Origin of the sequence: Thermus brockianus (genome assembly GCF_001880325.1) — a bacterium.
GTDB lineage: Bacteria > Deinococcota > Deinococci > Deinococcales > Thermaceae > Thermus > Thermus brockianus.
The window spans coordinates 77,092-91,403 of the sequence record NZ_CP016312.1 but is presented as its reverse complement, the minus strand read 5'-3'; the positions used below and the strand labels follow the sequence as shown (position 1 = coordinate 91,403).

Annotated in this window: 15 protein-coding genes; 8 read left to right on the top strand and 7 right to left on the bottom strand. The window is 65.0% G+C overall.

Going from position 1 to position 14,312, the window contains the following annotated elements; translation table 11 throughout:
* Nucleotides 1–16 precede the first annotated feature (16 nt).
* A complete protein-coding gene (locus tag A0O31_RS12930; RefSeq protein WP_203226796.1) occupies nucleotides 17–178 on the top strand; it encodes a hypothetical protein in 162 nt (53 codons plus the stop codon).
* Here the strand turns inward: A0O31_RS12930 and A0O31_RS00425 are convergent.
* From A0O31_RS00425 to A0O31_RS00405, 5 genes are read right to left on the bottom strand one after another with little or no spacing between them, the layout of a single operon-like run.
* On the bottom strand, nucleotides 163–861 hold the full coding sequence (locus tag A0O31_RS00425; RefSeq protein WP_071676201.1) for an ABC transporter ATP-binding protein: 699 nt from the start codon (nucleotides 859–861) through the stop codon (nucleotides 163–165). The two genes, A0O31_RS12930 and A0O31_RS00425, sit on opposite strands and share 16 nt — an antisense overlap.
* On the bottom strand, nucleotides 854–2,506 hold the full coding sequence (locus A0O31_RS00420; protein ID WP_071676200.1) for a branched-chain amino acid ABC transporter ATP-binding protein/permease: 1,653 nt from the start codon (nucleotides 2,504–2,506) through the stop codon (nucleotides 854–856). The genes A0O31_RS00425 and A0O31_RS00420 overlap by 8 nt, the downstream gene beginning before the upstream one ends.
* The gene (locus A0O31_RS00415) at nucleotides 2,503–3,378 is read right to left on the bottom strand and encodes a branched-chain amino acid ABC transporter permease (RefSeq protein ID WP_071676199.1); all 876 of its coding nucleotides are present in this window, start codon (nucleotides 3,376–3,378) and stop codon (nucleotides 2,503–2,505) included. The genes A0O31_RS00420 and A0O31_RS00415 overlap by 4 nt, the downstream gene beginning before the upstream one ends.
* Before the next feature lie 4 nt (nucleotides 3,379–3,382).
* A complete protein-coding gene (locus tag A0O31_RS00410; protein WP_071676198.1) occupies nucleotides 3,383–4,585 on the bottom strand; it encodes an amino acid ABC transporter substrate-binding protein in 1,203 nt (400 codons plus the stop codon).
* Between the two features lie 29 nt (nucleotides 4,586–4,614).
* Nucleotides 4,615–6,078, bottom strand: coding sequence for an aldehyde dehydrogenase (locus A0O31_RS00405; RefSeq protein ID WP_071676197.1), 1,464 nt, complete (start codon nucleotides 6,076–6,078; stop codon nucleotides 4,615–4,617).
* Between the two features lie 145 nt (nucleotides 6,079–6,223).
* Between A0O31_RS00405 and A0O31_RS00400 the strand changes: the two genes are divergently transcribed.
* The 7 genes from A0O31_RS00400 to A0O31_RS00370 are packed head-to-tail and all read left to right on the top strand — an operon-like array spanning nucleotide 6,224 to nucleotide 11,920.
* On the top strand, nucleotides 6,224–7,198 hold the full coding sequence (locus A0O31_RS00400) for a catechol 2,3-dioxygenase (protein WP_071676196.1): 975 nt from the start codon (nucleotides 6,224–6,226) through the stop codon (nucleotides 7,196–7,198).
* Nucleotides 7,198–7,854, top strand: coding sequence for a GntR family transcriptional regulator (locus tag A0O31_RS00395; RefSeq protein ID WP_071676195.1), 657 nt, complete (start codon nucleotides 7,198–7,200; stop codon nucleotides 7,852–7,854). Before A0O31_RS00400 ends, A0O31_RS00395 begins: the two co-directional genes overlap by 1 nt.
* Nucleotides 7,851–8,762 carry a DUF6282 family protein gene (locus A0O31_RS00390; protein WP_071676194.1) on the top strand — a complete coding sequence of 304 codons (912 nt, stop codon included), beginning with the start codon at nucleotides 7,851–7,853 and terminating at the stop codon, nucleotides 8,760–8,762. The genes A0O31_RS00395 and A0O31_RS00390 overlap by 4 nt, the downstream gene beginning before the upstream one ends.
* Nucleotides 8,759–9,469, top strand: a complete 711-nt coding sequence (locus A0O31_RS00385) for a PIG-L deacetylase family protein (RefSeq protein ID WP_071676193.1) — start codon at nucleotides 8,759–8,761, stop codon at nucleotides 9,467–9,469. Before A0O31_RS00390 ends, A0O31_RS00385 begins: the two co-directional genes overlap by 4 nt.
* A gap of 8 nt (nucleotides 9,470–9,477) precedes the next feature.
* Nucleotides 9,478–10,149: a 4-carboxy-4-hydroxy-2-oxoadipate aldolase/oxaloacetate decarboxylase gene (locus A0O31_RS00380; protein WP_071676192.1), complete on the top strand. Its 672-nt coding sequence runs from the start codon at nucleotides 9,478–9,480 to the stop codon at nucleotides 10,147–10,149.
* A complete protein-coding gene (locus tag A0O31_RS00375; RefSeq protein ID WP_071676191.1) occupies nucleotides 10,142–10,927 on the top strand; it encodes an NAD(P)-dependent oxidoreductase in 786 nt (261 codons plus the stop codon). Before A0O31_RS00380 ends, A0O31_RS00375 begins: the two co-directional genes overlap by 8 nt.
* Before the next feature lie 51 nt (nucleotides 10,928–10,978).
* Complete coding sequence (locus tag A0O31_RS00370) at nucleotides 10,979–11,920, top strand: tyrosine-type recombinase/integrase (protein WP_420833555.1); 942 nt, start codon at nucleotides 10,979–10,981, stop codon at nucleotides 11,918–11,920.
* On the opposite strand, the gene A0O31_RS00365 is transcribed toward A0O31_RS00370, so the two are convergent.
* Nucleotides 11,917–12,678 carry an SDR family oxidoreductase gene (locus A0O31_RS00365; RefSeq protein WP_028492833.1) on the bottom strand — a complete coding sequence of 254 codons (762 nt, stop codon included), beginning with the start codon at nucleotides 12,676–12,678 and terminating at the stop codon, nucleotides 11,917–11,919. The two genes, A0O31_RS00370 and A0O31_RS00365, sit on opposite strands and share 4 nt — an antisense overlap.
* A complete protein-coding gene (locus A0O31_RS00360; RefSeq protein ID WP_028492834.1) occupies nucleotides 12,678–14,282 on the bottom strand; it encodes a long-chain fatty acid--CoA ligase in 1,605 nt (534 codons plus the stop codon). The genes A0O31_RS00365 and A0O31_RS00360 overlap by 1 nt, the downstream gene beginning before the upstream one ends.
* Between the last annotated feature and the right edge of the window lie 30 nt (nucleotides 14,283–14,312).

Sequence of the window (14,312 nt, the reverse complement as noted above, 5' to 3'; positions counted from 1 at the left end):
GAGGTGGACCGTGCCCATGTTGGAGGTGTTGGTGGCCGGCAAGGAACCCTTAAGCCAAGAGCTTAGGGAACGCATTAGGAAAGAGGCGGAGGAAATCTTCCAGGAGGTCTTGGGTACACCCCCTGGGAGGCTTAGGGTCTTCATCCTGGAGGAGCGCGAGGATCAGCCCCCCAAGTAGGCCTGGCGCACGATGGGATCGTGGAGCAAGGTTTCCGCAGAGCCCTCGCGCACGATGCGCCCTTCCTGAAGGAGGTAGGCCCGTTGCGCTACCTGGAGCGCTAGGCCCGCATTCTGCTCTACCAAAAGAACGCCCACACCTTGGGCGGCAAAGGCCTTGAGGGTGGCCAGGAGGCGTTTGGCCAAAAGGGGGGCAAGGCCCAGGGTAGGCTCGTCCAACAGGAGGTACCGAGGCCTGGCCGCTAGGGCTCGGGCTAGAGCGACCATGCGTTGCTCGCCTCCGCTCATGGAGCCCACCCGCTGTCCGAGGCGGGCCTCGAGGGCGGGGAAGAGGGAAAAGATGTCCCGCCATGGAGGTTCGCCCGTCCGGTAGCCACCTAAGAGTAAGTTTTCCCGCACAGATAGGCTGCGGAACACTCCACCCCGCTCCGGCACCAGCACGAGCCCCCTCCCCACCAAGGCCTCGGTCAATCCCCTCTGCGCTAGGAAACTCACGTCCTCCCCCTCCAACAAGAGCCTGCCCTGAGCGGGGGCTAAGCCCATAAGCCCCCGCAAAAGGGAGCTTTTCCCCGCCCCGTTGGCGCCGAGCACCGCCACCACCTCACCTGGGCCTAAGCGAATCGTTACCCCCTCCACCGCCCGGTGGGCTCCATAGGCAACGCTAAACTTTTGCGCCTCAAGCATGCTCCACCCCCAGGTAGACCTCCACCACCTTCGGGTGACGCAAAACCTCCTCGGTGGGCCCTTGGGCGATGATTTCTCCGAAAGAGAGGACATAGACGCGGTCGCACAAGGCTCGGATGGCGGGCATCAGGTGTTCCACGATGAGGAGGGATATCCCTTCCCGTTGAAGCTCGTGGAGAAGGGTAACTGCTTGCTGCAACTCCGCAGGGTTCAGCCCCGCCAACCACTCATCCAAAAGGAGAAGCCGAGGGGAAAGGGCCAGGGCCCGGGCCAACTCTAGCCGCTTTGCGTCCAAATAAGTCAGGGAGGCGGGGTAAAGGTGGGCCTTCTCCTCCAAGCCCACCCTGGCCAAAATCGCCCAGGCCTGGCCCCCCGCCTTCTCGGCATCTTGGAAGCACAAGGGGAGGTAAACGTGGGCGTAAACGCTGAGGGAGGGGAAGAGGCGTATCTGCTGAAAGGTCCTGGCCAGGCCAAGCCGGGCCAGGGTTTCTGGAGGCCGACCGGTTACCTCCTGTCCCAGGAAGCGCACCCGCCCTCCATCGGGTTTTAGGGTACCTGCGAGAAGGCCCAAAACGGTGGTCTTCCCCGAACCGTTCGGGCCTATGAGGCCCACCGCTTCTCCCGGCCGTACCTCTAAGTCCACCTGCGCCACCGCCACCAACCCCCCAAAGGCCTTGGTGAGGTTTTGGGCTTGCAGGAGTGGTCCTTGCGGGAGCTTGGGCGCAGGGTTTTGCGCCGCCTGGGGGTGGCGTGGTGTCTGGGGCCTTGGGGTAGGAAAGAGGCCCAGGAGGCCTCGAGGCAAGAAGTAAACCAGCAGGATGAAACCCAGTCCCATGAGGGCTGTGGCATGGTGGGGAAAGCGGCCGCTTAGAAAGTCATACGCGAGCACCAAGGGGGGAGCGGCCAAGAAGGCTCCCGCCGGATTCCCCAAGCCCCCGAGCAGAGCGGTGACGGCGGTAAGGAAAGAGAGGTTGGGGTTAAAGGCGAGCCCGGGGTCCACGTAGACCCAGCGCGGGGCCACCACGGCCCCCACCGCACCCATAATCCCAGCCGTGAGGGCGAAAACCCCTATCCGAAGCCCGAAGACCGGTATCCCGGCGTGGCGGGCCGCCAGTTCGTCATCCCCCGTGGCGGTGAGGGCGAGCCCGAACCGGCTTTCCTGGAAGCGTAGCCCGGCGATTAAGGCGACCAGGGAGATGCCTACCAGGGTGTAGTAAAGGGTTAGTGGGCTTATCTCCACAAAGATGTAGTTGCCCACGGACCCACCTACGTTGCGTTGGATCCAGGTTACACCTTGGCGGATCAGTTCCGCCAGGCCATAGGTGAAGACGGTGAAGTAAATCCCCTGGAGCCTTAGGGTGGCAAGGCCTACTCCTAGAGCCAGAAGGGCGCTAAACAAATAGGCCAAGGGTACCAACGCAGGCCAGGGTAGGTAAGGATGGAGGAGGGCTACCGTGTAAACCCCTATCCCGAAAAACGCAGAAGTGGCCAGGCTCAGATACCGCGCAGGGCCCGTGAACGTGGCCCAGGTAGCCGCCAGCGTGGCGTAAAGGATGACCGAAACCCCGGCAGAGAGGAGGTACTCGCTTCCGAAAAGGGGCAAGGCCAGGGCCAACAAGAAGAAGAAACCCAAGTATCCTTTCATTGCCGCACAGTCTCCCTTTGTCCTCGCAAATAGAGCACCCCGAGGACAAAAAGCCCATAGACGGCAGCAAGGCTCAGGCCAGGGCTTACAAGGCGGGTCACAAGGGCCTCAGCCACGCCCAACACCAGGCCACCAACCAAAACCCCCGCCGTACCTTGCAAGCCACCTAGAACCACCACCACTAAGGCTTTGAGTGTGAATTCAGGACCCATGGCGGGCGTGAGGGCCAGAAACATGCTGAAGAGCACCCCAGCGGCAGCCGCCACTCCCCCACCCAAGGCGAACAGGTAACCCGCCAAGCGTGCGGCAGGGACCCCAACTAGAAGGACTTCCTCGGGTTCCCGGCTCAGGGCCCGTATGGCCATGCCCATGCGGGTTCGCCTGAGGAAGAGATGGGTCAAGCCTATCAAGGCTAGCCCCAGGAAACAGGCCAATAGGCGATTAAGGGCCACCGCGCTTGGCCCAAGCGCTACCCCTTGGCTTAGGTAGCTGTAGCTAAAGATTCTTCCTCCCCCTTCGGCGGCCAAAAGCCCCTGGACCAGAAACGAGACCCCAAAGGTCAGGAGAATAATTCGCCCTTCCGTGGTTCCGTCCAAGGCCAGGGTTCGTCCTACCAACGGAAGAAAGAGGATGCGGTGGAAAAGGAGGTGGAGGAGAAAGGAAAGGGGGGGCAAAACCGCTAGGGAGACTAAGGGGCTAAGCCCCAAGCCTTGGTAAAGCAAGAAGGTGGCGATGCCAGCCAGAATAACCGCTTCTCCATAGGCTAGGTTGAGGATGCGCGCCACCCCGTATTGGAGGGAAAGGCCCAGGGCGAGAAGCCCGTAGACCCCCCCAGCGATGCCCCCGGTGATGAGGGCTTCCAGGAGCACCATGGATTTAACGGTTCCAGGCGGGCTTGGGTACCCGCGGGGAAGCAGCTCCCGGCCGTTCCGGCATCACCGCCACAAACTCGCCGTCCTGCCACTGGCCGATGAGCCAGTTGCCACGGAAAATGTTGCCCTCCAGCTTTAGCGGCCCAAGGATGGTATCAAAGGTTTCCTGGCGCAGGAGGCGTACGATTTGGAAACGGTCTACTTTCCCCAGCTTTTCAATAGCCCCTCTCAGCGCCTGAAGGGAGGCGTAGGTTACCTGGCTTGCCCAGCGGTCTGGCTCCTGGCCTGTCACCGCTTTGTGCCGTTCCAAATAGTTCCGCCAGGCTTGATTGGGCACCACGCCACCTAATCCCATCACGCCTTCGGCCCTGGTTCCGTAACGCTGGCGGAAAACAGGAAAGGCTGTGCCGACCCCAAGGAAGAAGACCGCCGGGTTAAAGCCCACCACCGCTGCCGCTTCTGGGAAGGCGAGGGTTTCCGCTGGGTAGCTAAAGGCAACGAAGGCATCGGGGTTGCGGCCTTTAACCGCATTGAGGAGCGAAACGAAGTCGCTGAAGCCCTGCGGGTAGCTCTGAAAGTAGACCAGTTCCAGGCCTTCCTTTTGCGCTGCCCGGCGGAAAGCATTGGAAAGCTCTAAGCCGAACTCGTCGTCCGTGTGTACCACTGCCACGCGCCGCCCAATTCTGCCGGCCGCAGCCAGGTTGCGAAGCAAAAGAGCGAGGGCCTCAGCGTATTGGGAAGGTAGGCCTAGGAAGGAGAAGTAGCTGGGCCAGCGCCGCACCAGCTCAGGGGTCTTTTCGCTCAGGTTGGCCACCCCCAACTGGGGGTAACCGTGGCGAGCGAAAACGGGAGCCACGGCGAGGTTCATCGCCGTGCCCCAGGGAGGCAAGACGAAGTCCACCCGATCCTGGACAATAAGGCGCTCTATGTTCCGGATGGCCTCCTCGGGAGTGGAGCGGTCATCGTACTCCACCACCGCAACCCGTGTGGGGCCCGTGGCCAGTTTAAGCCCTCCAGTAGCATTGACCTCCTCCACCCAAAGGCGGTAGTTGGGCAGGGTTGTGATGCCCGCTCCCGTAGCGTAAGGCCCCGTTTTGGAGATGGAGTAGCCGATCCGCACCGTGCGGCCTTGTGCCCTGCCCGGGACCAGGAGGGTCGCCCCGGTGGCTAGGGCCTTCCAGAGAAAAGACCTGCGGGTTTCCTTCATGGTTCACCTCCTCCATAAAGTGCAGCCCTTTAGAAGGGGTAGTGCAGAGGTTCCGTTTGTACCGTGATCCAGCGAAGCTCAGTGAATTCATGGATTCCAGCCCGGCCGCCAAAGCGCCCAAATCCGGAAGCTTTCACGCCCCCAAAGGGCATCTGGGGCTCGTCGTGGACCGTGGGACCGTTGATGTGGCAGATGCCGGACTGAATCCGCTTAGCTAGCCGGAGGCCCTTGGCGATGTCCTGGGTGAAGATGGCTGCGGAGAGACCGTACTCGGTGTCGTTGGCCACCCTCAGGGCTTCCTCTTCATCCTTGACCCGCACCACCGCCACCACCGGGCCAAAGGATTCCTCGTGGTAGAGGCGCATTTTAGGGGTTACATGGTCCACTACGGTAGGCCAGAGGAAGGGGCCTTCCCTCCGTCCACCGGCTACGAGCGTGGCCCCTTGGGCGAGGGCCTCCTCGAGGAGTTCAGCCACGCGGTCTGTGGCCTTGGGATCCACCAGACAACTGAGCGCCACGGGTTCCCGACGGGGATCTCCCACGGCAAGGCGTTGGGCTTTCTGCGCTAGCCGCTCCACCAGGGCATCCGCCACCGCTTCTTCCACCACGAGCCGCTCGGTGGACATGCAGATCTGTCCTTGGTTGGCGAATGCACCAAAGGCGATAGCGTTGGCCGCTTCTTCCAGATTAGCGTCCCTAAGCACGATGGCCGGTGCCTTACCACCGAGCTCTAACAGGACCGGTTTCAGGTGGCGCCCGCAAAGCTCGGCAATTATCCTTCCCGTACGGGTAGAACCGGTAAAATTGACCCGGCGCACGGCAGGGTGGGCGATGAGGGCCTCCACCACCTGGGGAGCGTCTTCGGGGGAAGTGGTAAGGAAGTTAACGACCCCCGGGGGAAACCCCGCTTCCTCCAAGGCCTCCACGATAAGGGCGTGGGTTTTGGGGGAAAGCTCGGAACCTTTGAAAACCACGGTATTACCGCAGGCAAGGGGCGTGGCCAGGGCACGCACTCCCAGGATCACGGGGGCGTTCCAGGGCGCAAGGCTGAGGACCACCCCCACGGGTTGACGGATGGCGAAGGCAAGGGTTCCTGGCCGGTCGGAGGGGATGACTTCCCCTGTGATTTGCGTGGTGAGGGCGGCGGCCTCCTTGAACATTCCCGCTGCCAGGTGTACGTTGAACTCGGCCCACCCAGGGGTGCTCCCCGTTTCCGCTACCATGGCCTCCACGAAGGCGGGCCTCCTGGCCTCGAGGGCCTCTGCGGCCCGCCAAAGTAGCTCGCGCCGTTCGCTTGGGGGCGTTTCCGACCAGGTGAAAAACGCCTTTTCGGCGCTTTCCACCGCCTCTCGGGCGTCCTCAAAGCCCGCCGCTTCCGCCTCGCTTGCCATCTCCCCATCCAGGGGACTCCTACGAACAAAGCGCTTTCCGGTTTGTGCCTCCCGCCAAACGCCGCCAATGTATAACCGCACGGGTTTCGCCGTTTGCACCATGTTTTGGCCTCCAAGACCCAGGGTAGGGCAAAAAGGGGAGGGGTGGCTACGGGGGTGTTCCGCTATAGCGAACCCGAACCTCGGAATAAATTGTTGACAATTTGGTTGACGCTAGGGTAGCCTAGCCGTTGAGGAGGTATTCCCTATGGAAGGAGGCGAATACGCCCGTTGGCCTTATGGCGACCTAGCCCACCTGGGCCACGTGGAGCTCATCACCCCCAAACCCGAGGCCAGCCTATCGTTCTTCACCGAGGTCATGGGGATGACGGTAAGCGGGCAGGAGGGGGATTCCGTTTACCTTCGGGGTTGGGATGATTACGAGTACCATACCCTCAAGCTCACTGCGGGCACCAAGCCCGCTTTGGGCCATTTCGCCTTTCGTGTCAAGAGCCCGGAAGCGTTAACCCGTCGGGTGAAGGCCCTCGAGGCCTCCGGCCTTGGGGAGGGGTGGACAGATGGGGACCTGGGGCACGGCCCCGCCTACCGGTTCCGCACCCCGGATGGGCACCTAATGGAGCTTTACTACGAAACCCGTTGGTACACCCCCACCGAGGCTACCCGCCCTGCCCTCAAGAACCAGGCCTCCCGCTTCCCGGGAAGGGGAGCGAACCTTAGGCGATTGGACCACATCAACATCCTGGTGTCCGACGTGGGGGCGGTGCGGGAGTTCATGGAGCGCTTCTTGGGCATGAAGGTCACCGAGCAGATCATCTTTAGCGATGGGAGCGAACAGGGGGCCTGGCTTACGTGCAACAACAAGACTTACGATGTGGCCGTGACGAAAGACCACTTGGGAGTGAGGGGTAGGCTACACCACTTCACCTACGCCGTGGACAGCCGAGAGGAGGTCCTGCGGGCGGCGGACATCTGCTTGGAACACGGGGTCCACATTGAAACGGGCCCCCACAAGCACGCCATTCAGCAGACCTTCTTCCTCTACGTCTACGAGCCCGGTGGATGCCGTTTTGAGATCGCCTGCCCCGGAGCGCGCCTCCTCCTTGCCCCCGACTGGAGGCCCATCGTCTGGAACGAGGAGGAGCGAAAGAGGGGGCAGGCCTGGGGCTTGAAGACGGTGGAAACCTTCCACACCTACGGGGTCCCCCCGGTGGAGGAGGCCTAATGCCGGCTGCGGACAAGACCACGGAGGTACAGCAGGCCTACCATCTCCTGCGGGAGGCTATCCTTACGGGGGAACTCCTTCCGGGGCAGCGCCTTGTAGAAAAGGACCTTTCCGAGCGCTTCGGCCTTGGGCGGGCCGCTATCCGCACCGCCTTGGCCAAGCTGGAGCAGGATGGTCTGGTGGAAAGCGCTCCCTACCGTGGGGCCTGGGTGCGGGCCATCTCGGAGGAAGAGGCGGTGGAGGTCCTCGAGGCCCGCATGGCTTTGGAATGCCTGGCGGCCCGCTACGCCGCCCGCCGCGCCACGCCGGAGGAGGTGGCCCGGCTTCGGGAAATCCTCGCAGAGATGCGGGAGCGGTTCGCGCAAGGGGATCTCCTGGGCATGTCCGAGCTCAACGCCGCCTTCCACCGGACCCTGGTGGAGGCCTCGAGGCACCAGACGGCCAAGCGGCTCATCGAGGCCCTGAGGGCCCAAGGGGTGCGCCACCAGTACCGGACCGTTTTGGTTCCCGGGCGTTCACAGCGCTCGCTAGAGGAACACGCCCGAATTTTGGAAGCCGTGGCCGCCCGCAACGAGGAGGGGGCCGAAAGGGCCATGCGGGAGCACCTGGAAGGCGTTCTGGCGGCTTTGCGCCAGGCGAAGGGAGGCCCGCTATGACGCCCAGCGAGCGGGCTTGGGCCCTGGTTCAGGGGGCTTACGACCTCCACGTCCACGTGGAACCCGACATCCTTCCCAGGAGGATCCACGATCTAGCCCTGGCCGAGCGGTTTCGCCAGGTGGGCCTTAGGGGGTTTGTTCTGAAGTCCCACTACGCCCCCACGGCGGAACGGGCCCAGGTGGTGGGGGGGGCGGTGCCCGGAGTAGAGGTCCTGGGAGCCATCGTGCTCAACCACGGGGTAGGGGGGCTAAACCCCCTGGCGGTGGAGATCGCCGCACGGGCTGGGGCTCGCTTCCTCTGGTTCCCCACGGTGGACGCGGCCAACGAGGCCCGCGAGGTAGCGGGGCTGCCCCCAGGGAAGAGGCCCCAGTGGGCTAAGCTACAGGAAGCTTTCCGAGAGGCAGGGCTTTTACCACCCCCCATAGAGGTCCTGGATGCCAAGGGCAAGGTGAGGCCCGAGGCCCGGGCGGTTCTCAAGGTTGCCGCCCGCCACCAGATGGTGGTGGCCACGGGGCATCTCTCGCGGGAGGAAATCCTGAAGGTTGTGGAGGCGGCCTTGGAAGAAGGGGTATCCCACGTGGTGGTCACCCACCCCGACTATCCCACCCAAGACCTTCCCCTGAGCGACCAGCGCTACCTGGCCTCCCAGGGGGTGTATTTGGAACGTTGCTTTGCACCCTCCCACACGGGGAAGGTTCCCTGGGAGAAGCTCTTTCGCGCCATCCGGGAGGCGGGGGTGGAACAGAGCCTTCTGTCCACGGACCTCGGCCAGCCGGCCAACCCGCCTGTGGAGGAAGGGCTTGCCCTCTTTGCCGACCGGCTCCTGCAGGCCGGGTTTAGCGACGAGGAGGTGCGGCATATGGCGGTGACTGTACCCGCAAAGCTGGCGAGGGGAGGGAAGGAGTGAAGCGCCTGTTGGTGGTGAGCGCCCATGCGGCGGATTTCGTGTGGCGGGCCGGTGGGGCCATCGCCCTCACCGTGGCCCAAGGGGGTAAGGCCCTGGTGGTGGCCTTGAGCTATGGGGAGCGGGGGGAGTCGGGGGAGCTTTGGAAGGAGCCGGGGCAGACCCTGGAGCGGGTGAAAGCCATCCGCCAGGAGGAGGCAAGCCGGGCGGCGGCCATTCTGGGAGCCGAGTTTGTGCCCCTGGACCTGGGGGACTACCCCTTGCGGGTGGACGAGAAAGCCTTAGGGCGCTTGGTGGAAGTTCTGGTGGACTTCGCCCCGGATGTGCTCATGACGCATACCCCCAAGGACCCCTTCAACCCCGACCACCCGGTGGCCTACGAGGCCACGGAGCTCGCCCGGCAGTTGGCTTCGGGCGCAGGGGTGGCGAGCGCCTTTAAGACTATCCGCCCGCCGGAGTTCCTCCTTTTTGAACCCCACCAGCCGGAGCTCTGCGGCTTCGTGCCCAACCTCTTCCTGGACATCACCCCGGTGTGGGAGAAGAAGCTTAAGGCCATGGAGGTCTTTGCATCCCAGGCGTACCTGCGGCGCTACTACGCCGAACGGGCGGAGCACCGGGCCAACCACGCCCGGCGGATCTCGGGCCTAAAGGACATAGAGAAGGCAGAGGCCTTCCAGCGGGTCCTGCCCCAGGTGGTGCGAAGCCTGTAGGAGGTGGCATGCTTACGCCAGAAGAGGTGAAAGCGCTCGCCGAGCTGGGTAGCGCTACCGTTTACGAGGCCTCGGGGCGGGAGGGACTTGTTCCGCTTTCCTTCCTGCGTTTTCCCCCGGGGGTCAAGGCGGCGGGCCCCGCTTTTCCCGTGCTCTGCGCCCCGGGGGACAACCTGGGGGCCCATGCGGCCATGGCTGCCCTAAAGCCGGGGGAGGTCCTGGTCCTGGCCCAAGCGGCAGCGGAACCCGTGGCCCTGGTGGGGGAACTCCTGGCCACCCAGGCCAAGGCCCAAGGGGCGGCGGCCATCCTGGTGGACGGAGCGGTGCGGGATGCCGACGAGCTAGCGGCCCTGGGCCTGCCCGTCTGGGCCCGGTGGGTGAGCCCTAAGGGGGCGAAGCGGGAGAGGCTTTTGGGCCTGGGGGTTCCCGTCTTCCTAGGGGGCGTGGAGGTGCGGCTTGGGGACTACCTGGTCCTGGATGGGGACGGGGTGGTGGTGGTTCCCCGGGAGCGGGCCCGGGAGGTGTTGCAAAAGGCCCGGGAACGGGCAGAACGCGAGGGGCGCTTGCGCGAACGGTTTGCGGGGGGAGAGCTCTCCTTGGACCTCTATGGGCTCAGGGAGCGCGTGGCGGAGCAATTGGCCCAAGCGGCGCGGCTTCGGGAGGAGGGAGGCCATGGCTAGGCTCCGGGTGGCGGTGCTAGGCCTTGGGGAGGCGGGCTCGGCCATCGCCTGGGATCTTGTCCAGGCGGGGGCCGAGGTGGTGGGGTACGACCCCATTCCGGAAAAAAACGTGCCCGGCATCCACCGCGCCCAAAGCGAAAGGGAGGCGGCCCATGGAGCCCAAGTGGTCCTTTCCGTGAACTGGGCCCGGGTGGCCCTGGAGGTGGCGGAGAAGGTGGCCCCCGTTCTGAGCCCAGGCGCCGTCTACGCTGACCTGAACACCGCATCCCCCAAGCTCAAGCGCTCCTTGGCGGCAATCCTTGCCCCCACAGGAGCGCTTTTCGCCGACGTGGCCCTGATGAGTCCGGTGCCGGGGAAGGGGCTTAAGACCCCCTCCCTGGCTTCGGGGTCCGGGGCTTTCGCCTATCGGGAACGCCTGGAACCCCTGGGAGCCGTGGTGGAGGTCGTGGGGGAGGCCCCGGGGGATGCGGCTACCCGAAAGCTTCTGCGAAGCGTCTTCTTCAAGGGAATGGCGGCGGCGGTGATGGAAGCCTTGGAGGGGGCGCGACGCCTGGGCTTGGAGGCGGAGCTTAAGGCCAACGTCGCCCAAACCTTGAAAGAGGCCGACGAGGCCCTGGTGGAGCGGTTGGTGGAGGGAAGCTTGCGCCACGCTGGGAGGCGGCGCGAGGAGATGCTGGCGGCGGCGGAACTTCTGGCGGAGATCGGGGTAAAACCGCGGGTGGCAAGGGCGGCGGCGGAGCAGCTGGGGGCGCTGAGCGGGGTGCTGGAGCCCGATTAGCCAGGGAGTGGTTCGGGCCTGGATTGTGTTCGCGAAAGATTTCTTTCGCGCATGTATAATGCCCCCATGGACCCCAGTACCCCCACCCAGGTTCTTTGGAAAACCCTCGGTGTTAAAAGCCCCGATAACGCCCTTACCCCCCTCGCCCCCTATGCGGAATACCTCCTCCTGGAACGGGGCTACTCCCCAAGGGGGGTCCGCCGGTACCTCCAGGACCTGGCCTTCTGGTTCCGGTTCCTCGAGGCCCACGCCCTCCCCCCAGGCCCCGAGGCGGTGCGGGCCCTTCTGCTCGCCGAGCGCTGGTCCCCAAGAAGGGTCCAAGGGTTCTTGGCGGCCCTGAGGAGCTACTACCGCTACCTCGCCCAGGTGCGGGGCGAGGCGGTGGACGACCCCACGGAGGGCATCGGCCGGCCCAAGGCGGGCCGCAGGCTGCCCCTGCACCCAAACCCCGAGGAGCTTAAGCGCTTCCTCTCGGCCTTCGCCGAGGACAAGGCGGCCAAGCTCCTCAGCGGCTTGGCCCGCTTCCTCTACGGCACCGGCTTGCGCATCTCCGAGGCCCTCTCCCTTAAGGGGCGGAACCTGGTGCTGGAAAAGGGCCTTCCTGTGGCGGTGCGGGTGGTGGGCAAGGGCAACAAGGAGCGGCTCGTGCCCCTTTCCAAGACGGCCCGGGAGGCCCTCCTGGAGCTGGGCCTTCCCCAAGGGAATGTTCCGGTTTTCACTTTCTCGCAGGGCCGCCGCCGGGGGCGCACCCCTTCCGCCCGCTGGGTGGAGGCCAAGTTCCGGGAGGCCGCCCTACGGGCGGGCCTTGACCCCCGGCGCTTCACCCCCCACAAGCTCCGCCACGCCTACGCCACCTTGTTGGTGGAGGTGGGCGTGGAGCTGGATGCCGTGAAGGACCTCTTGGGCCACGAGTCCATCGCCACCACCCAGATCTACCTCCACGCCTCCCGGGAAAGGCTCAAGGAAGCGGCCCAAAGGCTTCCCGACCTCTAAAGGGCCGTGGCCCCGCCGTCCACGGGCAGGACCACCCCCGTGATGTAGTCCGAGGCGGGGCTTGCCAGGAAGAGCACCGCCCCCCCGAGCTCCCCGGGCCTCCCCGCCCGGCCCAAGGGCAAGGTAGCCCTTAGGAGAGGCTCGGCCTTGGGCAGGACCTTTTCCGTCATGCGGGTGGGGAAAAACCCAGGGGCCAGGGCGTTCACCCGGATGCCCCACCGCCCCCATTTCACCGCCAGGTCCCGGGTAAGGGCTACAAGCCCACCCTTGGAGGCAGAGTAGCCCACGGCGTCCAGGACCTCGGGGTACTCCCCCTTAAGGCCGGCCACGGAGGCGATGTGGATGATCTTGCCGTAGCCCCTTTCCTTCATGCGCTTGGCGGCGGCGCGGCTCGCCAAAAAGGCCCCCACCAGGTTCACCTCCAGGACCTCCCGCACCTTTTCCACGGGCATCTCCAGGGAGGGCGCACCCCAGCTGATGCCGGCGGCGTTCACCAAGACCGTGAGGGGGCCGAGCTCCCGTTCCACCTGGTCGCAAAGCTCCTCCAGGCGGGCCTCGTCCCGCACGTCCCCTTCCAGGTAGAGGGCATCCTCCCCCAGGTGCTTGCGGGCCTCTTCAAAGAAGCTTGCCCGCCGGGCCATCACCGCCACCTTGGCCCCCGCCTCCTTGAGGGCCAGGGCCGCCTCGAGGCCAAGCCCCCGGGAGCCCCCCGTCACCAAGGCCGCCTTGCCATCCAAGCGAAATTGCTCCAAAAACATCAGACACCCCCGTAGTAGTCCTTGTACCGCTCCCTAAGGGCCCGCTTCAGGAACTTGCCGGCGCTCGTCCTAGGAATCTCCTCCACGAACACGTAGGCGTCGGGAAGCTGCCACTTGGCAAAGCCCGCCTGGAGGAGGTGGGCGCCAAGCTCCTCAGGGGTTGGCGCCTCGCCCCTCGGCACCACCACCGCCAGGGGCCTCTCCTGCCACTTGGGGTGGGGGATGGCCACCACCGCCGCCTCCTTCACCTTGGGGTGGCCCATGAGGGCGTTTTCCAAGTCCACGCTGGAGATCCACTCCCCGCCCGACTTGATGAGGTCCTTGAGCCGGTCCTTGATCTCCACGTAGCCCTCCTCGTCCCACACGGCCATGTCCCCCGTGCGGAACCACCCGTCGGCGGTGAGGGCCCTTTGGCTCGCCTCCTCGTTTTGGTAGTAGCCCCGGGTAATCCAAGGGCCCCTGAGCTGGATCTCCCCCATGCGCTTCCCGTCCCGGGGCACGGGGCGGCCCTCCTCGTCCGCCACCCGTAGGCGCACCAGGGGGATGGGGAGGCCGGTCTTGGCCTTGAGGGTGAGCTTCTCCTCTTCCGGGAGGCCCTCCAGGTGGCTCTTGATGAAGTTCTGCACCACCACCGGGGAGGTTTCCGTGAGGCCGTAGCCCTGGCGCACCTCTATCCCCATCCTCTCAAAGCGGGCGATGAGGCTTTTGGGGGCGGCGCTACCCCCCACCACCAACCGCCTCAGGGTCCGCAGGCGGTGGCCGGTGCTTTCCAGGTGGTCCGCCAAGGCGAGCCACACCGTGGGCACCCCGGCGGTGAAGGTGACCCCCTCCCCGTCAAAGAGCTCCACCAAGGAGGTGGGATCTAGGCGGGGCCCCGGCAGGACCTGTTTGGCCCCCACCAGGGTGGCGGCGTAAGGGAGGCACCAGGCGTTCACGTGGAACATGGGCACCACGGGAAGGACCACGTCCCTTTCCGAAAGGGCCGTGCCGTCAAAGAGGCTGGCCGCCAAGGAGTGGAGGACCAGGGCCCGGTGGCTGTACACCACCCCCTTGGGTAGGCCGGTGGTCCCCGTGGTGTAGGCCATGCCGCAGGCAGCCCGCTCGGGGACCCGGTGGGGCTCCGCCTCCTCTCCCAAAATCTCCTCGTAGGCCAGGTACCCCTCGGGGGCCTTCTCGTCCATGACCACGAAGTGGCGCACGGTCTTCAGTTCCGGGCGGAGGGCCTCCACCAGGGAAAGGAGGTTCGGGTCAAAGAGGAGGACCTTGTCCTCGGCGTGGTTCAGGATGTAGGCGATCTCCTTGGGGCTCAGGCGGGGGTTGGCGGTGTGGAGCACGGCCCCCATGCCGGGCACGGCGAAGTAGGCCTCGAGGTGGCGGAAGTGGTTGAAGCCCAACGTGGCCACCCGGTCCCCCTCCCCTACCCCGAGGGCCCTAAGCCCCCTCATGAGCCGCTTCGCCCGCCGGTAAACCTCGGCGTAGGTGGTGCGGTGGATCTCCCCGGTGTGGAGGCGGGAGACCACCTCTTTCCTCCCGAAAAGCGCCGCTGCCCTCTCCAGGAAGTCCCAAAGGTTCAGCTCCTCGTCCATCATGGTGCTTGGGAACATGGCTTCCCCCTTTCGTTTAGACCCAGTATA